9 protein-coding genes are annotated in these 16,721 nt (G+C 30.0%); 2 read left to right on the top strand and 7 right to left on the bottom strand.

Annotated elements, in window-relative coordinates:
• Window positions 1–34 precede the first annotated feature (34 nt).
• Entirely contained in the window at window positions 35–796 is a 762-nt protein-coding gene (locus CJF60_RS04000) for an Mbov_0400 family ICE element protein (protein ID WP_084232839.1), read from the bottom strand.
• Between the two features lie 573 nt (window positions 797–1,369).
• Here CJF60_RS04000 and CJF60_RS03995 point away from each other — a divergent pair.
• A complete protein-coding gene (locus CJF60_RS03995; RefSeq protein WP_084232864.1) occupies window positions 1,370–2,398 on the top strand; it encodes a hypothetical protein in 1,029 nt (342 codons plus the stop codon).
• Window positions 2,399–2,690: 292 nt separating this feature from the next.
• Here the strand turns inward: CJF60_RS03995 and CJF60_RS03990 are convergent, their stop codons facing one another.
• The 5 genes from CJF60_RS03990 to CJF60_RS03970 all read right to left on the bottom strand — a co-directional run bounded on the left by CJF60_RS03990 (window position 2,691) and on the right by CJF60_RS03970 (window position 7,961).
• Complete coding sequence (locus tag CJF60_RS03990) at window positions 2,691–3,059, bottom strand: hypothetical protein (protein WP_143823439.1); 369 nt, start codon at window positions 3,057–3,059, stop codon at window positions 2,691–2,693.
• Between the two features lie 113 nt (window positions 3,060–3,172).
• Window positions 3,173–3,643, bottom strand: coding sequence for a hypothetical protein (locus CJF60_RS03985; RefSeq protein ID WP_084232867.1), 471 nt, complete (start codon window positions 3,641–3,643; stop codon window positions 3,173–3,175).
• 336 nt (window positions 3,644–3,979) lie between these two features.
• Entirely contained in the window at window positions 3,980–4,327 is a 348-nt protein-coding gene (hinT, locus tag CJF60_RS03980; RefSeq protein ID WP_084232464.1) for a histidine triad protein HinT, read from the bottom strand.
• A 2-nt stretch (window positions 4,328–4,329) separates the two neighbouring features.
• Entirely contained in the window at window positions 4,330–5,670 is a 1,341-nt protein-coding gene (locus tag CJF60_RS03975; protein WP_084232466.1) for a HinT-interacting membrane complex lipoprotein P60, read from the bottom strand.
• Window positions 5,670–7,961 (bottom strand): HinT-interacting membrane complex protein P80, encoded by a 2,292-nt coding sequence (locus CJF60_RS03970; protein ID WP_084232468.1) that lies wholly within the window; start codon window positions 7,959–7,961, stop codon window positions 5,670–5,672. Before CJF60_RS03970 ends, CJF60_RS03975 begins: the two co-directional genes overlap by 1 nt.
• Before the next feature lie 77 nt (window positions 7,962–8,038).
• Here CJF60_RS03970 and CJF60_RS03965 point away from each other — a divergent pair, with 77 nt between their 5' ends.
• A complete protein-coding gene (locus CJF60_RS03965; RefSeq protein ID WP_084232470.1) occupies window positions 8,039–8,737 on the top strand; it encodes a hypothetical protein in 699 nt (232 codons plus the stop codon).
• Between the two features lie 36 nt (window positions 8,738–8,773).
• Here the strand turns inward: CJF60_RS03965 and CJF60_RS03960 are convergent, their stop codons facing one another.
• Window positions 8,774–16,717: an ABC transporter permease gene (locus CJF60_RS03960; protein ID WP_084232472.1), complete on the bottom strand. Its 7,944-nt coding sequence runs from the start codon at window positions 16,715–16,717 to the stop codon at window positions 8,774–8,776.
• Window positions 16,718–16,721 lie beyond the last annotated feature (4 nt).

Below are 16,721 nucleotides of genomic sequence, written 5' to 3'. Positions count from 1 at the left end.
AAGAGTGATTTTGCTATATAAGAGATGTTAATATTTATTTACGATTCGTATCTTTGAGTTCACCTAGAGAAATTTTCTTTTCCAAATTTTTTATTGTTACACTAAAAAAACCAAGATATTTTTTCTGGCTCTGGAGCTTGTAAAAATTTTTTAATATTTGGGACTTAAGTTGATTAATCTCGAAAAAAATTTCCGATTTATTCATGTTTGGTTTATGAATAAAATTATCTGATAACTGATTTTTAGAATAAAGAGAGTTAAATTTGTCTTTCAATGATAAATATTTGTTTAGTCTTTTTCTTGCTGCGTTTTTGTATTGCTTTAAAACACTATTCTCTGCATAAATTAGTTGTGATTGTGTTGATTTGTTCTTGTCAAATGTTATTTCTACTAATGCTATTTTAGGTGGTCGACTAATCATTCTCGTAGATAAGTCTCTCAAAATCTGTTCAATTTCTATATCATTAATGATTCTTACCTTGTTTTTATTTCTTGAAAAAACATTCTTCTGGAGCAATGACTTTTCAACTTTATAGATAATATCATTGTTGATAACACTGTCTTTTGACATTTGATAATGATCGCCTTGCCCTTTTAAAATTATTTTTTTATACATGGAGATTTGTTTATCATATCTGCTTTTGTAACTTCTAAGAGTCATAAAATAATAATTAGTTTCACCTTCAAAAGCAATTATCGGGTGAACATTTTCAACCGGCATATTAAACATATCTCTAAAAAATTTTGGATTTTTAATCATATAAGGATGTAGCATTAAAGGGTCTTTATTAGTCATAATTAATATATTTTAGCAAATAAAAAAGAGCCGTCAAGGCTCTTTTTTTCTGGCGCATGCATGCATGCCAGCCCGTTCCACACTTGAGAACATACTAGTTAGCCAGTTAAATAAATTTAACTCTATCTCATATCTTATGCCTTTAGCAACTTCTATCACGGCAACGGGGCAATACTGATGTGATAGCTTTAACACTAATGTGGCGGATCAAATTGCATAGTAAATAAAAACTAATTTATTTAATATAACCTATGCTTTATAATTATACAATAATTTTTTTGTAGTACCAAAATTTTGAAATTCATTTTTTTATTTTAGCTTAAAACAAATTAGATATTAAAAGTATACAGATTTGTTGTTTTAGGCTAAGCCAAAAAATAAAAATCTGGTTTTTTAAGGCGATTTTTGGATTAATTTTATAATTTGCTCGATAAAGCAAAATAAGAAATTTTAAATGAGTGCAACTCTTAAGTTTGAGTTATTGCATTCTGGCAATACAAAAAAGGAAGTACTATGAGAAAAACTAAAAAAATAATTTGTCTAGAAGAGAAAATGATACAGGTGTGAGCTTAAATGTTGCACTTACCTATTCTGAGTTATAAGAAAAATCGCAAAAAATTGTTTCTTTTTTTACTTTCAACTTTAACTTTTTCATCACTGTTACCATTAATTGCTTGCTCCTATAGAGAGCCTGGTGAACCATTAAAAAAAGGTGCTGCAGTTTATTCAAAAAGAACGCAGAATGGAAATAAACCTTATACACAAATAAATCTGTATGGATATATTGATTATACATTTAGCAATTATTATCCAACATATCAAGATGTTGAAGAATTTGATGGCTACGATGTAGTAGTTAGAAATAGCAGTGAAAAATCTGAAGATCCAAAGTTTGACCACTTCAAAGTAAGAGGCATATTTGAATTAGGAAAAATATCTCCTGAACAAGTCGAGATACGAAAAACATGAGGTATGTTTGCTGCAAAAAAAGAGTGGATATATAAAGATTCTCCTATTTACAATTCTTTAAGTGATGAACAGAAAAAGAATTTTTATTTAGTCGATGCTCTTGAACAGACTAATGAACCTGAATATCAAAGATTTATTAGTCTTATAAAAAATGAAGAAGATTTAAAGTTAAATCTTAGATTAAGTGATGAAGATCAAAAGGTCTACGATGAATATTTAAAAGTTCGTGACTATAAAAATTTAAATGACATGGTTGCTATAAGAAAAGAATATTCACCCTGATCCGATTCATTTAATTATGAATCTGTAAAGCAAAAACTAGACTTAAATAATTCCGACTATATTTTTATTAAAGATTTATCACAATTCATTCGCAATAAAGGTACTCCAACTGAATATTTTCTAGATGGTGGCCTTGAAATAAAAAATTACAAAATCGATGATATAAATAAGACAATTTTGGTTGATTGGGGATGATCTCCAACAACACCATTTGTTAATGGTTCAGTAAATCTTGCAATTCAAACAGGACTTCCAGAAAGATTTCATTCTTTCTTAATTCCTGTTGAAAAAGGAAAAATATTTAATTTCAATGTTTTTGATTGAAAAATGAAACGTTTAACTAAAACTTAAATCTGAGAAATAAAAAGAGTCTTATGCGCAAAGACTCTTTTTATTTCTGAACGCATGCATGCATGTTCGGCCTGTTCCACACTTGAGAACATACTAGTTAGCCAGTTAAATAAATTTAACTCTATCTCATATCTTATGCCTTTAGCAACTTCTATCACGGCAACGGGGCAATACTGATGTGATAGCTTTAGCACTAATGTGGGGGAGCAAATTTTGCTTTGAATTTCAATCTAACTCAACCAGAAAGGTTGAGTAGATATTTCTTTATTGATTGTTTTCTTTAGGCACTTCTTTATTTATCTTTCTTTTTAAGTAATTCTAAAATTACTTCAAGTTTTTCATTTGTTTCCTTGTTTTGTTTTTCAACTTTATCAAGTCTTTTATTGGTTTGCTCAAATTTTTGATCTATTCTTTTTTCCCTTTGTAGACCTTCATCACGCAAAATAGTTACAGCCTCACCTACTGTTAATTTTATTTGCTTCAGCACCCATTCTTTGTTAAAAGCTTCACCATCATCTCCAGGACCAGGTGGAGGAGGTACTACAGGTGGTAAGGGATCACCTTCGGCTTCATATTTATATTTAGCCTTATTTGTGATTGGGTGAATTTCTACTGAATTAATTGTTTCTTTCATATCATGTGTCTTTGTTAACTTTTTCACTTCTGCACACGGTCTATTTACTACTATTTTTGAATCTTTTTAAATTGTAATATCTAACTCAACCAGAAAGGTTGGGTAGATATTTCTTTGGATTGTATTCTTTAGGCGCTTCTTTATTTATCTTTCTTTTTAAGTAATTCTAAAATTGCTTCCAATTTTTCATTTATGTCCTTGTTTTGTTTTTCAACTCTATCAAGTCTTTTATTGGTTTGCTCAAATTTTTGATCTATTCTTTTGTCCGTTTGCTGTCTTTCAGACTTTGACTCCTCAAATTTTTGATCTATTCTTTTTTCCCTTTGTAGACCTTCATCACGCAAAATAGTTACAGCATCACCTACTGTTAATTTTATTTGCTTCAAAACCCATTCTTTGTTAAAAGCTTCGCCATCATCTTCAGGACCAGGTGGGGGAGGTACTACAGGTGGTAAGGGATCTCCTTCAGCTTCATATTTATATTTAGCTTTATTTGTGACTGGGTGAATTTCAACTAAATTAATTGTTTCTTTCATATCATGTGTCTTTGTTAATTTTTTCACTTCTGCACACGGTCTATTTACTACTATTTTTGAATCTTTATTGCTCATATTAATTTAATTATAACTAAAGAAAATAACTATTAAGTTGATTTTTTAGTTTTTTCATATATTGAGTAAAATTTCAACTCATATTGCATGCCAAAAGATCTATTATAATTCTTAAATAAAAAAGAGTCTTTACGCATAAGACTCTTTTTATTTCTGAACGCATGCATGCATGTTCGGCCTGTTCCACACTTGAGAACATACTAGTTAGCCAGTTAAATAAATTTAACTCTATCTCATATCTTATGCCTTTAGCAACTTCTATCACGGCAACGAGGCAATACTGATGTGATAGCTTTAGCACTAATGTGGGGGAGCAATTTATATGTTTATTATAGACTATTTTTCCTTTTTATCTTTTGGATAAAAAGGAATTATATGAATGTGAAGATGGTCAATAACTTGTCCTGCATCTCGACCATTATTAACAACAACTTTGAAATCTTCAAAGTGTCCTTCTTTTCTTCTGATATTTGCTAGTTCAACTGCTTTTGCAAAAGCATAAGTCATATCATCAGTTTTACTATCTTTTAAGTTAACTGAGTGATTCTTAGTAATTACTAAAAAATGACCTGGATTATAAGGAAATTTATCCATGATTGCAATTACTTTATCATCTTCATAAATGATTTCGCTAGCAAGTTCACGGTTAATAATTTTTTTAAATGTTAAGTGTATTTCTTCCATAATTAAGCGTAGTACTCTTCTCCTTCAATATTTTTCTTCAGTGATTCAATATCAGTTGAAACACTGTAACCTAAAGCTTTATAATGAGTTAAAGCTTTAGTAATTAAAGTTGAATCAATCTTATTTAATCAGAAAGTAATTAATCTTTGTTGTTCATTACTTGCTCAAGGTGTACCTGTGAAAGTAAAGGTTTCACTAGTTGTATTAAATAGTGGAGCAATCTTAATTGCATAGGTTGCATTCACTGTAGTTGTACCATTAGTTTCACTCATAACTGTAACTTCTGTAACATCATCTGTACTTGCAGTTGCAGCATTAGCTGTCAATTGTTGTTGAGTATAAAGTACATTACTTGGTAAATCTTGGAATCCTTCGACAATGCCATTACTTGCTGTTCTTGCTTTTAAACTATCCATGGTTCAAGAAAAATCACCTGCAGGAGTTGCTGTTTCACTGAAATTGACAAACCCTTGATAAGCAAATAAAGCTGCTAAGTTATCAGTTGAAGCACCATTAACTGCAAAATTAGTGTTAATTGTCTTTAACTGTTGTGCTGAATCAGTCACAATTGCATTATAATCAGCAACTGATTTAACAGTTGCGATTACACCAGAAGTTATCTGTGATAAAGGCGGCGTAGATGTATATTTTCACTGATTAATAATTTTTGCATCACTTAATAAGTACTTCATTAAGAAGAAATCACTAGTATTTTCTACATTAATTGACTTATAAAGAATTTTAGTTGCATCTGTTTCAGCAGTTGCATCACTCATAATTGTGTCATAGTTAGTTAAAGATTTTTTAACATCTTCTAGAGATTGGTTCAATAAATAACGTTTCACTAATAAGTAATTTACTAGATCATTTCTTATTGTAGAAGTTTGATTCAAGAATAAAGTCTTAAAAGTATTTGCTGATTGATAGTTGTTATCTACATTAATTGTGTTAGTTGTATCTTTAAAATTATATGAAGAGATTCCATTAGTATCTCAAGTACTGCGTTGTTCTTGGAATCAGTTAATGTTATTTAAGATATTAGTTGAAGCATAGAACAATCATGCTGAATAAGCATCTTGATAGAATTCACTATTTGCATCATCTAGGTAAGTATCGTTATTTTGTAAACTATCAATGCCATATAAATTAGCTAAAATAGTTTCTTTATAAAGGCTAAAAACGGCTGCTTTGACAGGTGCTCCACCTAGTGTTCCATCTTGTGTACCTTTTTCTGTTGAATCAACAACCTGCCCACAAGCAACTGCTGAAACTGCAACTGCAGAAAGACCAACTAGTGGTAGTGATAACTTTAAAAAACTTTTTAAATTGAACTTTTTAGCCATTAGTTTGTCCCTTCTTGAATTGCTTTCGCACCTAGTTGTGAACTAAGTTGTCTAAAGATTTGTGTGTTTCAATTTCTTGTAATTTCTACAACACTTGGGAAAGAAGAGTTGTATAGAAAATCTACATAAGTACCTCTTGAAATTGCTGTATTTAAAGCGTTTGTTGCAGCATCAATTACTGTTCTTGAACTAGTAATTTGGTTAGAAACTGCATTGACTCTGACATATTGTTGATATTTAGCATAGTCATTAACGATTGAAGAACCATCTGTTGTACCTAGTTGAGTTCTTAGTGCTGAAAGTAGTTGTCCTTCGTTAGCATTAACCTGTGGTTCCAGTAGCCCTACATAGTATCCGTTATTAATATATTCGCTATTTAATGACTGTAATTTAGTGATTGCCCCAAAGCTAAATCTCTGTGATTCATTAGATAATAAGTTAGCATATAAGTCGTTAATTAAGTAATTGTTAAATTCTGATTTTGTCTTGACAGAATTTGATTTAACAACTCTTAGCCCTGCAGAATCTAGCACAATATATAGATTATTAGTTGCATCATAGTACTGAATTTTTCTAGCATTCTGAGTTGCTTTTTGATCAGCATCATTGGTTAGTGTTTCGTTATATCTTTCACTTACTGAAAAGGCTTGATTCATAACTGCATTGATTGCATTTTGGAAATCGTTTGTAGGAATGTTATCAATCTTATCGTTCATTTCTTGATTCAATTGCACTGCATTATCTGCAGTCACTGTTTCACTAGAAAATAGCGAAGTAAAGGTAGAATGACCCTGAATAGCAGTAAATAACTTAGTAATAGGATTTCAGGCACTATTATCAGTTGCCGAAACTGTTACATTTGTATTAATTAAATTATTTGCAGGTGCCTGTGCTGTACTTGCATTAATTCTTAATAATGCAAGTAATAAAATTGCATCTGTAGTTGCAGCAGGTGCTGGTGTTGCAGGGTTTGTAGAAGCTGCAGGTGCAGGGTTAACTGCATTATAAAGGTCTGCAATTGTTCCAAAACTTAAGAATCCATGGTTAGTTTTACTTGTGTTTGAACTTCTTGTATTAAATCAGAAATTATCAGTAGCAACTTGTGTCTTTTCTGCCTCACTAATGGTTGAATTAGCAAAAACTGTTGCTCCACCATATTTTAAGACTCCGTCATTACTTAAGAAAGTAACTGGGTTAGAATTTCTAATGGCATAGTTAATTAATTTCTTGAAAGTCTCTTTAGAAACTGTTCAATTACCTGTCAAGGTATCAGGTGCTTTAATATCAATATTAAAGCTGCTTACTGTATAAAGTTCACTGTATTCTTGTAAATATCTATCAACTAAAGTGGCTGCTGTAGGTACATTATTAGCAGTTACAACTGATTCAGGTAAGAAGTTTAAGAAACTATTTGTAGAGAAGATTCTTGTTGCTCTAGCACCTTGTGTACCGTTAGGGTTAACTATATAGTTTTGTAGTTTATCGCCTGTAGTAGTTGCGTAATAATTTTGGAAAATCTTGCTTCCACTTGCTAAATAAACATCACCTTTTTTAATCCCTAATGAAGGAATATCACCTTCATAAGTAACATCACTTGTAACAGTTGCGTTTAAGAATGTTTCACTAAAAACATTCAAGACTTGAGCATTGAATCTACGATTTGCATCTGCTTCAATTGCTTTTAAAACTAGATAATTAAAAGCACCTTCTTCGCTACCTGTTTTACCATATTTTTCATCAGTTGCTAATAAGTTGTTTCACTGTGTTAATCAGTTATTGAATCCAAATTGTTGCTGAGTGTTTGCTTTTTGCTCATTAATAACTTGGCGTTGATTAGTCTTAATAGTTTCTAAAGAATTTAATTCAGTAAAGCCTGTTGGTGCTGCAGTTGAAGCAAGTGAAGAAGCTGCAAGCGCTTTTGAAAAAGTTAAAGACATTACATATTCTTCTTGATAAGCAACTTCTGCTAGTGCTTGATTATACTTTGTATAAGTTTGCTGGTTAACTGTTGCTGAAGTTAGACTTCTATTGATCAGTTCATCAATATTGACAACCTTTTTATTATCCCCTGGTAAGTTGATAGTAATTCCTGGATTAGTGCCACTTAAAGCAGGTATCTGCGTAACTGTATTATTAACAATTCCTACTGGTACACCAATACCAATAGCAACTGCCACACCGACTCCACCTAGAATTGATCAGGTCTTAATTGTACGCTTGCGCGACTCATCTTTTTTCTTTGACTTAAAAAGATTTTTAAAATTCAGTTTTGAGAGATTATTTTTTGCCATAGATTTCCTTTTTTTGATTATATAAAATATAATGCATAATTTTCGAGTTTCTCTTAATATAGACTAAAATAAAAATTATGACCAATGATAACGTTATTTCTTTATTGAAATTATTCGATGAGATCTGTTTAAAGCACGATCTCTTTTATTCACTAGCCCGTGATGCTGCCTTTTCTATCTATAAGCAAGATGCTTTTTTAGCATCTGCTAAAAACATCGATGTTTTTATGCGTATCGAGGACTATGAAACTTTAAAAAATTATTACCCTCAGTTCTTTGTAGATTCTTTGAGCGATAGTAATTATAAAATATTAAAACCTAGATTCCTAAGTGATAATAATAATTTTAAGACTGCTGATATATATATTAGCATTTTGCTACTAGTTCCTACAAAAATAATAAAAATAGGAAATTTTGATAACCTTTATTTTAAATTATCTCGTGTCTGGTCACGTTATCAGCAAGATAAAAGTGTTTTTACCTGAAGATTTAAACTAGTGAAGTGGTTTTTCTTACTATTTAAAAAGCACTGAGTACCGATGAATTATAAATATGTTTATGAATTACTTTACGATCGAGAATTTGAAGGTTACTATTCAATTTCTTCGCCTAAAGAACTGAGAAACGTGAACTGAATTACTCACCTAACTTTCACAACCCACCGCTACCAATATGGTGGTAATTACTTTAATTTATTGAATGAATTCAAACTTCACTTTCATAACTATTTTGGTACTGAGTGAGAAAGTATTGAATACGATCCAAATCGAAAATAAATGTGCTCTCTTTTTGAAAGCACATTTTTTCTGTAGTTAGCCAGCACTCATCAACGTGATGGCTTTAATCTTGACAATCCTGATGAAGGATAACATGATTGAGAATAAGACAATAGCTAGCACAATTGCAAATGCTAAAACTATGTGTCATCATTGGATTGAATCAGGTAGTGATAAAGAAGAAGTTTTGGTTAAAATCTCATTTAAAAGCCTGAAGAATAAATAAGTAGCACCAACTCCAATAGTAAAACTTAAGAGCGTGTACGGTAAGAAAATTGTTAAGAAGATTCTTAGTTTTTCTTTAATGTTGTATCCTAGGATAGAGAAAATAGCTATATTTCTTTCATTTTCATTAATGATTAGTGCTGAAATCAAGATTAAAATAACGATTGAAATAACTGTTGTAATTAAGACGATTCAGTTGATAAATCTTGATAGAGCATCAGAAACTGAGCGAGCAAAACTTTCTTCTAATGTACGGTTAGAAACATCTTGAAGTTGCGTTGTATAGATGGCGTTATCATAGAGCGTTATATATTTAGCAACTGCTTCTTCAGTTAAAACTGTACTTGCTGCAATGTCACTTAATGAGTTAACATTAGCAATATTTAATCAGTCTAAAATCTGTTCTTCAGTAAATCCTTTTGAAAGTAGCAAGCCACCTTGTCCAAAAATAGTTTCAAATAGTTGGCTTCTATTGGCTACAGGATAACTGAAGATCGCTGGGTAATATCCACTTTTTGAATAAAAAGCAATGCTTTTTGTTGATAAAGGTGAACTTGAATCGCTAGTTAAAATCCCGTTATAAGGTACTTCTCCTGAAGTTCTTAAGGTTTCTAGACCAGTTATTCTATTAACTATATTTCTTAAACTGATAAATTCATCAGAAACATAAGTGTTATTGATTCCTACAACTTTAAAGTAATAAGTATGTGAAGGGTTAGTTTTTAAAATCTGTTCTCTGAAGCGATTTACATGGTTTTGCACATCAACTTTAAAGAAACTTCCAACTTCTAAATTGTAACGCACTGAACTTACATGGTTCACTAAAATTGGAAAGACTTCTGTAGTTGCACTGATAGAAGGGTCGATATTTCTAATTTCTTGAAGTGCAGAATCTGCGTCAAAATTAGCTAGAGCATCACTTAAGTTATTACTGAATTTATCTCTTAAGGTAACAAAGCGAGAATTATCTTGATAACCATAAATTTTGATTTCTGGTTTTGTAATAGGTGTATCTTTTTGATTCAGTCTTTCTAAATTTGCTCTTGCATAAGAATAAGTTTCATCGGTTTCAGGGTTAAAACTTGAACCTGCAAAAGAAATAATAAAGTCACTTTCTCCATTTTCTTCATACAGCCTTCTGTAACCATCGACTAAGAAATCACGCAGTAAATCTCTTGAAGAAGTATTTTTCTTTTGATAGAAATTATATAGTGTATCACCATTGGTTATTGGTCTAATAGTTGTTTCTTCAGTCCTTTCATCATAGTGAACTAAGAAGAAGGCTGAATAATCAATTTCAGGATTGTCAGGTGCAAAGTTAATGTAAGAATAGATTTTACCTTCTGCATCAACTAAATTATCTCAGTTTTGATCATAAAGACCTGTCGTAGGGCTAGGCAATCTGACAATTGCTCCACCATTAAGTGCTGAAGTTTGATATTTAACTAACTTAGATCCTATGGCTTCTAAGGACAAGTTAATTCTTGATCGGTAAATTTCAGGTAACTGCGTAAATGAAGCGTCTCAAGGGTTAATAGTTGTTGCTCCAGTTAAGGTAAGTGAAGCAGATGCCTTAGTAATAACATGGGGGTCACTACTTGTAGGACTACCGTTTGTAATTCTGTCTGCATTATTGGTTGTGTTACTATTAGGACTATATCCAGGGCTAAAATAATTAGCGCTGGTTGTGTCTGCTTCATTTAAAAGACCAATTGGAACATATAAATTATTTTCTAAGTTAGCCCTATTATAAGAAACAAAAGCACCACCTTCTGTGGTAGGAGTATCTAAATCTTGTCGATATTCATACTTCCTATTTTCATAAGTTAAACTGATTGCATCTGTAAAAGTCAAGCGACTACTAAAGGACAGAATCACAACTATTGAAGTTAATGTTATTCCTATTACTAGTCAAACCAGTTTATAAAAACTGTTGAAGAATAAAGCAACTGAGAATTTACTTTTAATTGTTCTTCTGTTTTTAATGCTATTAATTTTCTTAATAGTTCGTGAGAAAATCAACTTATCAGCCTTAGACATCAAGTTAATTGATTTTCTTTGCAAGAGAACAATGACACTGAAAAAGAGCACGAAAAGCATGAAAACCAGAGGTAAAACAACTGCTATTAAAAATGAAGTTATATCAAAATTAGCAATTGGTGAAGGCGTACTAGTTCAAAATCCCGTTAATAAGGAGATAACTGGTTTTTGGAAAACATAACCTATTCCATAACCTAGGACTCCACCTACTAATGTTGCAGCAATTGCAAAAATTGATGTTGAACTCGCAATTTGGAACTTACTATAACCTTGTGAAATTAAGATCCCTAAAACGGTTGATTTGTTATTTACATAGCGGCGAATTGCGAAAATGAAGGCAATTGAATTTAATGCTAATAATAAAATTATTACCATTAAATTGAAATTTAAGACATATTGAATTAATTTTGCAGGAGTAGTAATTCTTAATGAACGTTCAGGATTAAGTGAATCTAACGCTGTTGCTGCATATACATTTTCAACGTTTTGTGAATCAGAAATAGTTGATGACAATAGACTTCTTGCTTCTTCAACACTTTTTGTAGTTGTAACATTTTCTTTATTTTTAACTAATAAATAATCTTTAACAACTGTTGAAGAATTTAAATTAATTCTGTCTCATCCTTTTTGATTTAAGAAAACAATTGCTTGATAAGTTGTATTAACTCTTAAGTTATTTTCATCAACAACTGGATAAATATAATCTGAAGTAATTCCTGTCCCGATTATTAAGAATGGTAATTGATTAATTGAAAGAACAAATTTTTTGTCTTTATTTTCGTTCATGAAATTAGCCATCTCGATAGTGTTTGTTGGGATTTCTCCATTGTAAACTTCAAGATTATTATTTGATAAGAAGGTATCGTTAACTTTAATTAAATAAGCTGCTGTATCTAAATATTTTCCACTTTCAGCAGTTGCTTCTTCTAACTCGGTGAAAACATCTAAAATAGAATTAAAGATGGCATTAGTTTGGATGTCAAAAAATAAAAAATCTGTTTTAGATGCTGCTTGAGAATTTTTATAATCGACTATTCCTAAACTAATTAATAGATCATAATCCAGTGCAATGCTTTTTGTATCATTAACTTTTTCAACTGCCTGTTGCTGTGGTGCGAGTTGAGCAATTTGATAAAGCATGACTTCACGAGATGCACTACTTTCAGTTATATCAATTATTGCCTGTGCAAAATCAGAAGGTATAACATTATAGATATTTCCATCAACTACTCATGATAAGTCGTCTGTATTAATTCCTAAAATACTTGCAAATAATTTCCCTAAATCTTCATTCGTAACCGATGAAAAATTAAGTAATTTATTATCTACTAAATAAGCTAAATTTGAGCTTCATCTTAGTTCCTGTGAAGTTGAATTTCTATCTGCGGCAACATCAGAGATAAATCATAAAGTTACTTGTGGAAGAGCAGCATTAAATAGTGTATTTAATAAAGTTGAACTTAAATCAAGGCTATTAAATAACTGAGAAGTTTTTTCATTTGAAACTAATTCTTGATAAATTTTTTCAAATGATTTTTCATTTGTAATAGCTGTATTTGTATCGCTAATTAATCAATTATAAAAGTTAACACTTGTGCTTGCTTGTCCTGTTTGAAACACCGATAAAACATTAGGATTAAATTCTGCAAAAGAAGCTAAAATAGCTACATTCTCAACGAACTCATTTTTAATTGATAAAATTAATTCTCTTGTTTTTAATGCTAAAGATTTGAATCATGAATCAAAAGATGCATTATCATATATACCATCTTTTTCACTAAATAATTCGTTAGTGAATAACCTATTAGAAGCAAGCGCTTTTGAAATTTTAAAGTTAACATTTAAAGCAATATTATCACTTGTTGTTGGGTATAAAGTTTTTGAATTTAAGTCATTCATAAATCCAGTTATAAAACTTAATGATCCATTGTTTATGCGGCTATTAAATAGTGCAATATATTTAGCATATTCATCTTTAAATTGTTGTAGATCATCTTTATATAAATAACGTAATCTAAGAATAAAACTATATGCTAAAAATGACTGTCTTGCAACATCATAATTGAAGTCTCCGTTTGCAGCAATTAAACTAACGGGATTTTCTTTTAGAATTTGATTTTTAGCTTGTCTATAAATCTCATCATCAGCGTTTGTAGTCAAGATAACATTAGCTATAGATGCAAAATTATGTTCGCCTTGAACAACCGCATATGCTCTTAAATAATCAATGTGATTTTGAATTAAATTAATAGCTGTTTCTTTATTAGTAATAGTGCTGTAATTAAAGTTATCAATATTATTTATTAATCAATTTAATTCATCATTTGTAAGTTCTGTTTCATTACTAATTTTGGCAGATAAGTTTGTTGTTGTTTGCAATAAATTATTTCAATTATTTAAATTGGTAACAATTCCAGAAGTGGTTGATTGTGCCCTATTTACCGATGTTTCCGTATTATTTCCATTTGTTGCAGAAGGTGGTGCATTTGGGCTTACTGCAGGTTTAATGTTAGATAAATAAGCCATTACTGTACCTATTACAGAAAGGTCAGAAATTGCTATGTGAGTATTGTCATTAAAATTTGGAATGTATCCAATTATGTCATTAAATTCTCCAGCATCTGATAAATTTAATAACTTAATAATTGAGTTTTTAAATGTCTTATCATTACTTGAATCTTGATCATTTGCATTAATTACTAATGATGAAACAAATGAAGAAAGTAATGCATTTGTTGGTATTGTTTTAATTAAATAAACTCTTGTATTTGTGAAATTAGGAAGTTGTTGATAAACTACATTTTGCTTTAAAAAAGAAGCAAATAAATTAGCGTTTCATAAGTCTAAAATGTTTGAGAATTCATCTGCAAAATTAGAATATGGATTTGCTGTTGTGCCACCATTTAATTTTTTAAAAAATGTCTTAACAGTTTCATTATCTTCACCATTATTTGCAACTGCTTTTTGGTATAAAGATGATGTTAAATCTGGGTTCAACATTTTATTAAAATCGATATTATTAAATATCTTTTTAACTTCATTTTTAAAGACTGTAAAATCAATATTATCAAGTAATGGTAATACTAAATCATAAGCTGTTGCTCTAATAATTCTTCCTGAAATTTTCTTACCAACTTGATTATTAAAAAAATCATTTACTTGTGAAACATATTCAACAAAATTAATTGATCGAATAATCTCAATTAACGAAGTTAAGAAAATTCTGGGGTCTTTTATTCATTCAAAAATGTCATCTATATTTAAATTAAAAGGAAGCATTTTTAATAAATCTAAACCAAAATTATTTACAAAAGAATTTAAGTTCTTTAACTGTGTTTTTGTAAATTCAATTTGTTCTTCTAATGAACCAGATGAAGCATTGATTTTGTCAATTAAAGTATTTAAAAAATTAGTAAATAAATTTTCAAATTTATCTTCTCCATAATCATTTACAAAATGATAAACAATGTCAAATGCAAATTTAAGCATTAGATCATTTGAAAGTCTGCTGGTTGCAACTGCAGCAACTAAATTATTTTCATAAACTGATTTAAACCCTGAATTAACAAGTTGATTTATTGTCTCAGCAGTCATGAAACCTTCAGTTGCTAAAGATGTTTTTAAAAGACCTTCTTTAATATTTTGAGCTGAAGTGTCTGCTCTTCCTGTTTCAGAAAATTCTTTTAAAATTGAACGATTAATGGTAACTAAATAATAAGGTAAGTACGCATAACTACCTGATTGTTTTGCCCATGATTCAGCATGGGTTTCTGAAATAGTTAAATTTTGTTGCACAAAATATTTTTGAATCATCGCATCAAGTTGACCTGCATTATAAGACTCTTTTTGATATCAAACACCATTTTCTTTTTCAGCATAAACATAACTAATGTTTTCCTGTGAAAAGAAAATTCCTGCAACAACTTGCTTAGTAGTTTTATCAATAACTTGGATAATTTTTTGTGAAGCGCTTGTGTAAACGTTGTTGAACTGATCAAAATAACTAACTGGTTCTCAGATGTAGTTAACTTTTACATAATCTGGATCAATGAAAAAACTTAATAAACCTCTTTCAATGATAGTATGTAATAGCCCACTAGGTAAAAATTCAGATTTATAAAAATCTGTATTTTCTGATGAAATAGAATTTAGTGAATGTGTTCCACTAAAATCTATTAACTTACCAACATTAGATGCTGTGCCTGCAACTTTGCCTTCTTGATCACCAATATTTACAAAGTGATATAGATAGTTGTTAACTTGATTATTAGCAGTTTCAATTGTACTTAATGTTGTTGTTTGTCTTCTACCAATGTTTGAAGCACCTGAATAACTACTCATTTCTTCAACAATTCTGTCTTTAATATTTCCTGAAGCAGTTGTTTTAAAATTAGCTTCTAATTTTGTTAAAGTTTCTGTATCACTGATAAATCCTAAAGTAACTGGAAGTTGAATTTGTGAAATGTCTGACAGGTTTTCTAGTGTTCTTAAATTGGTTTCAGTAGTTGCTCCTTCTTCAATAATTGCTAGATCTAAATCAGATCTAGTTAACACAAAACTTGTTTCTGAAGATAACTCACCATTGATATAGTTTTTAACTTTTTTAACTCAGAAATAATCTGATTTTAAATTTGGATATTCACCACTATTAATTTTTCTAGCCAAGACTTGATAGATTCCTGAATACTCTTCATCAACAAAGTTGAAATCATAAGTTGTTTTAACAAACTGAACTTCTTGTCTAGTTTCTTTAATGTCATCTTTAGGAAGGTTAAAAACTTCATTAGCATTAACTTCCAATAATTGATTTGCTTGTTGAATGTAGTTAGTTGTTAAAAAAGATAATGAAAATTTACCTGTTAATTCAGCACTATAACTAAGTAAATTTTCATTACCATTAGAAAAATGATTACTAATAGTAATTGTTTTTAAAGGGTTATTGTTATATTCATAAAGTCCATTACTTGTTAATGAATAACCCATTAAATTAGCTAGATTTTCACCAGTTAAAGTGTAAAGTTCATTATCAGCAGCTCAAATCTGTGATTTAGCAAAACTGCGTGTTGCTTCTTTAGTTCTAATGTTTAAATAGATAGAACCAACATTTGAAATTTGATCTTTTTCATTTGTTTTTAAATGAATGTTAACTAAGTCTCTTAAAAAGATGTTTTGATCAAAAGTAAATTCTGTATTGCTTGCAATTGTATAAACAGTTGAAGCAGCAACAAAATTATTACCTACCTTGTTGTAAAGGGTAAAAGTTGTAGGGCTTGCGAAAGTTAAAGTATCACTTTCATAATTAAAATTGAAAGCGTTATTAACTTTTTCTTGATTATAAGTTCTGGTAATTTCAGTAGTATCTATATAGATATTTTCTGAAGCAGCACTACGAAAACTGGATAAAGCTTGGTATCTATTAGGAAATAATAGTTGTTTCTTGGCTTCGCCATTATTGGCTCTATTATAGGTCTTAACAGAAGCGTTATAAAGTCCTTTTTCGGGTAGATTACCTGAAGGGTTGATTTCTAAACCAACTGTGTAATCAGGATTTCCTGAAATGATATTTGTTTCGTTGTATTGAAGTTGGTATGCAGAACGCACATTAAAAATAACTGTTAAAACGGCAGCAGTTAAAAATGCTAGAATACTTAAAAGTAAAATAGTAAATTTATTTTTAAAAAACGATCTAAATACTTCCTTAAACAACTTTTTCATTATT

The organism is Mycoplasmopsis agassizii (assembly GCF_002272945.1).
GTDB classification, from domain to species: domain Bacteria; phylum Bacillota_I; class Bacilli_A; order Mycoplasmatales; family Metamycoplasmataceae; genus Mycoplasmopsis_B; species Mycoplasmopsis_B agassizii.
The sequence above is the reverse complement of the archived record's forward strand: the minus strand, read 5'-3'. Positions and strand labels throughout refer to the sequence as shown.